Origin of the sequence: Arachidicoccus sp. (genome assembly GCF_050436765.1) — a bacterium.
Classification (GTDB): Bacteria; Bacteroidota; Bacteroidia; order Chitinophagales; family Chitinophagaceae; genus Arachidicoccus.
The window spans coordinates 10,996-15,092 of sequence record NZ_JBNQGD010000190.1; the positions used below are offsets into that span (position 1 = coordinate 10,996).

At 36.0% G+C, this 4,097-nt stretch carries 3 protein-coding genes; all 3 read right to left on the bottom strand.

From position 1 onward, the window contains the following. Positions 1-172: 172 nt before the first annotated feature. The 3 genes from ACQR30_RS08320 to ACQR30_RS08330 all read right to left on the bottom strand — a co-directional run bounded on the left by ACQR30_RS08320 (position 173) and on the right by ACQR30_RS08330 (position 3,970). The gene (locus ACQR30_RS08320) at positions 173-676 is read right to left on the bottom strand and encodes a hypothetical protein (RefSeq protein WP_429733954.1); all 504 of its coding nucleotides are present in this window, start codon (positions 674-676) and stop codon (positions 173-175) included. Continuing rightward, positions 676-1,377, bottom strand: coding sequence for a DUF3800 domain-containing protein (locus ACQR30_RS08325; protein WP_429733956.1), 702 nt, complete (start codon positions 1,375-1,377; stop codon positions 676-678). Before ACQR30_RS08325 ends, ACQR30_RS08320 begins: the two co-directional genes overlap by 1 nt. Before the next feature lie 91 nt (positions 1,378-1,468). Then, on the bottom strand, positions 1,469-3,970 hold the full coding sequence (locus tag ACQR30_RS08330) for a GIY-YIG nuclease family protein (RefSeq protein WP_429733958.1): 2,502 nt from the start codon (positions 3,968-3,970) through the stop codon (positions 1,469-1,471). Between the last annotated feature and the right edge of the window lie 127 nt (positions 3,971-4,097).

Genomic DNA, 4,097 nt, shown 5'->3' on the forward strand with positions numbered 1-4,097 from the left:
GATTATCAGCTATATATCAATTTTAACGAAAAAACCTTGCTTTTGTGGTACAATGTATGTTATATTTGCTGTGCATTACTCAAAGAGTAAAGGCACTGGCAGGTGGCTCAGTCCATTCAACCGCAATGCCTAAAGTTGCGTTCCTCACTTACGAAGTGGGGTTTTTTTTGCCTTATTTTTTACTCCGATACTCATTCAAATATTTGCGGAATTGAGCTATGTTGAAACCATCAATACAGTAGGCCGTTACCAATAACAAATCAGGTGCAAACTCCCGTAAAATAACAATGAAGCTGAGTGATTGCATCCAATAAAAATACTGCAACTTTCCATCGTCATTTGAACGTTCAAAATAGGAGACTAAAGGGTCTTGCCAATTATCCAAAATTGGTTTTATCCAATGTATTCGATTTGCTCTTTCTCGGTCGAACTCTCTGCGGTCGGTGTATTGACTTTTTCTCGTAATAACGTGAACAAAGCCTTCAAACTTACCTTTAAATAGGGGGTGGCGTGAAGAATTCTTATTGAACACCACTTTCCTTCCTTTGTGTATTAAAGGCGTTTTATGAAAATGATTTAGAAAAATGCCGTACATAGCGTATAACTGCTCGTTAGTCGGGGCATCAACATCCAATTCGCTTTCGTCAAATAATATCTCTAAATCGTCTAAAAACATTACAAAGCTTGTTTTGGTTGGTGGTCAAAAATATTGAACTTGGTCTCCCAAGGCTCTGTACCCTCTTCTAAGGAATAGCCTGATTTTTCTTCAATGTGCCTCAATAACTCTACTTTGGCTTTGCTAGCATTTTCAAATTCTTGCAAACCTCTTGCCTTGAATGTAATTGCACCGATGAAAAGGTCAGTAAGCTGTAGCAATACATTTTCGTGTGAATGAATGTGCTGAAAAAATACGAAAGGCGATTTGCCATTGTATTTATGTTGGAGCACTTCTTCTATTTTATTCAACCGTTCTTTTCCTCTTGTGTCCTTGATGTCTAAATAAACATTGTATTGATTAGCAGGCGGATTAGTGGCTGATTTAAGTAAGAAATAAATGAGCTTGTAATAAAAATTATTGTGATCGCCCTGATTGAATTGCTCGTGATTCAGTTTGTCTTTATATTTTACGAGTATGCAACGAAAATCTATATTGGTCGCAAAAAAATAGTCCACTAATGCTTTGTACAAAGGAAGGCGTGAAGCAGAAACGTTGTTCCACTTAACTTCAGTAGGGCTTTTGTGTTGAAGTTTTAATTCTTTTATGTGTTGCTTTATCTCGGCATACTGCCCGGTATTTATCTTGGTGTAGCCAATGCACATTACAGGCATTCGGTCATGTTCTAAGTGGCAACTTTCGTCTATATATAAACTGTACATAATTGGTCTAATTAAAATGCGTTGATCGATTTTGTCTTTTATATTTCTGTCGGAAATATTTTTCAATTCCTTTTTTCAATGCTGTTCTTTTTTATTCGCTTTCATTTACAAAACTTGTATAATCTTCGCGACTTAAAACGGTGTCATACAAACCAACATCTTCGCCTTTGTGTCTATTGATTCCTATATACTCCAAACTAGCATCTTCGTAACGTTTAAATTTATACACCGCATCATTCATTAAAGCGGAATTGAACACACCAAGGCTTACCAATAATTCAAAGTCTTTTACATCCAATCCTGTCACTTTTTTGAAAAGTCCGGGTTCAAGTTGTGTAATCACATCTTTTAAACTTCTTTCTCGGTAGTCTGTGAGGTACATAAATACAGGCACACGCGTAGCAAACTTGATTAACTTTTCTTGTATTTGTTTTCTTAGATTTTTATATTCCTTTTCTTCGTCCGATAATTCCTTCTTTTCTTTTTTTGAAAGTTCTCTTTCATTTGCATCACTCTTTGTTTTTTTAACGGATGCTGATTTGTTGATAATTGTTTCAATGTCTTGATTCAAATTTCGGAAACCCTCAATACTCATTAATGCTTTCATTGCATCAGCATTGTTCATCAAGCGTTGCAAAGTATTATTGTCAACATTTACAAGCAATGCACTTTCCCAACGTCTCGCTAAAAGTGTTGCTGTAGTTCCGCTCATTGCCATATCTAAGATTCCTGCGGCATCAACTTGTTTCATTGAACTGCCGTCATAAGCCAACACAGGCAAAAAGTGAATAAATTCTTCAACTTTCTTTTCGGGATTTGATTCGTTTACATTTAATCGGCAACTGTAATCAGCAATTTGTCGTAAAGCTCTGTCTGGAGCAAAATCAAAAACATAACATTCCTGTTTTATGATTTCTTCTTTGTTCGGCGATTTGCTATCTGAATTTTTAATTGTCCAAGGTGTTTGCACTCGGAAGGCTGCTTGAAAATAAGTTTCAGGACTTGAAGAATTGCGCAACATAAAAATTCCTGTCCACGGTTTTACCGAAACGCCTGTTGTTAATTTACCGCAAGAAAGTGTAATGGTTTTTGATTTTAAAGGATTGTCCATTGCATCAAGAACGGGAGGCAAAGCCTCTATACCAATACCTGCACTTGCACCTGCAGCAACAATTACGGTGTAATCGTGATAGAATTTATTTTGTCTTTGTGCTATTAAATTTGCCATTGCATTGCAAGCGGCTACTGTTGGTAAAAACCAAAACGTATGATTTAATACATTCAATAATGGGGCGTGTGAAAACGGTAATGGTGGCTTTTTCGCTCCAAGTTTTAAATTGTCGATGGTGGTTTCAGAAAAAGAACCACGAATTAAGTCTAACCATTTTTGAACTTCACTTTCGTATTTGAATTTCGCTTTCTTTCCTTTACCATCAGCAGTAAAAAAAACGTTTAAATCAAACTCATTAAACTCCCCTTTCATTGCAATTTCTCTAATTGAATCAGGCAATTGATAAGTAAGCATTACCATTCTTGGCAATGAAGCATAAGGATTGGGTTCGCCTTTCCAATTCTCTTTTGCTTTTTGTTCGTCTGAATATGTCCAGTTAAAAATTTGTTCTTCAATAAATTCACCTGATGCAATAGCTCTAAAAGGCGTGCCGGATAAGTACAAATAAGCGTTGGTAGTGATGGGCATATTTCCTTCCTCGAAATAATCCATTCCTTGCCCTTCTCCAAATTCTAATTCTTTTTTACTTTCTGCTTCAAAAAGATCTTTGGCATTTTCGCGCCAAGCACCATAATGATATTCATCAAATATTACGCAATCCCAATTGGTGGCGTGTACCCATTCGTTTTTTGATTTTATGCCGCCTGCTTCATTTTTACCCAAGTAATCTTGAAACGAACCGAAACAAACAAAAGGTTTCTTTTTGTCAACATCTTCAAAATGCAATCCGCTTCTTGAAATAAATTGCCAACCCTTAAAGTTAATATGCGTTTGCAAATCTTCGTCCCAAGCATTTTGAACAGCAGGTTTAAAAGTCAACACTAATATTTTTGTCCAACCCATTTTCTTTGCCAATTGATAGGTAGCAAAGGTTTTTCCGAATCGCATTTTTGCATTCCAAAGGAAGTGAGGTGTTTTGTTTTTGTTTTCTTTTTTGAAACTTTTAAAATATTGAATTGTTTTATCAACGGCTTCCACTTGTTCTGGTCGCATTGCAAAATCAAGTGTACGGTTGTCTTCGTTTCTTATACCGCTTTTTATTTCAATTAAAGCCGCTTTAATATCGTTGAGGGAGCATTTAAACCATTCGCCCGATGGATTTTTTAATTTCTTTTTCCGCAAATAACGATGAATGTCAATATCGGTAAATGCTGAGCCATCGTTTCGCATTGCCGATTCTTCAAATACAATTTTATATTTTATACCTGCTGTTTTGGTTTGCTCGTCAATTCGCTTTTCCGATAAACGGGTGGTATAACCTACCTTTAATAAGCCTATATGGGTGGCTACTCCAATCAATTCATAAACATAAATTGTTGGGTTAGAATCGGGTCTTTTGGGGAAGAATTCTTTTTTAATCATTGTCCGTAACTTCATTTTCGTTAACACCAATGTTCTTGATTTTTGAATCAATGTATTTCCATTCCTCTTTAGTGATGCCCCATTGCTTGCACAACATTTCATCAGTATAAACACCTTCGTATTTGCC

Coding starts and splice junctions, on each gene's coding strand:
- ACQR30_RS08320 (WP_429733954.1), bottom strand. CDS start 676: ATGTTTTTAGACGATTTAGAGATATTATTTGACGAAAGCGAATTGGAT.
- ACQR30_RS08325 (WP_429733956.1), bottom strand. CDS start 1,377: ATGTACAGTTTATATATAGACGAAAGTTGCCACTTAGAACATGACCGA.
- ACQR30_RS08330 (WP_429733958.1), bottom strand. CDS start 3,970: ATGATTAAAAAAGAATTCTTCCCCAAAAGACCCGATTCTAACCCAACA.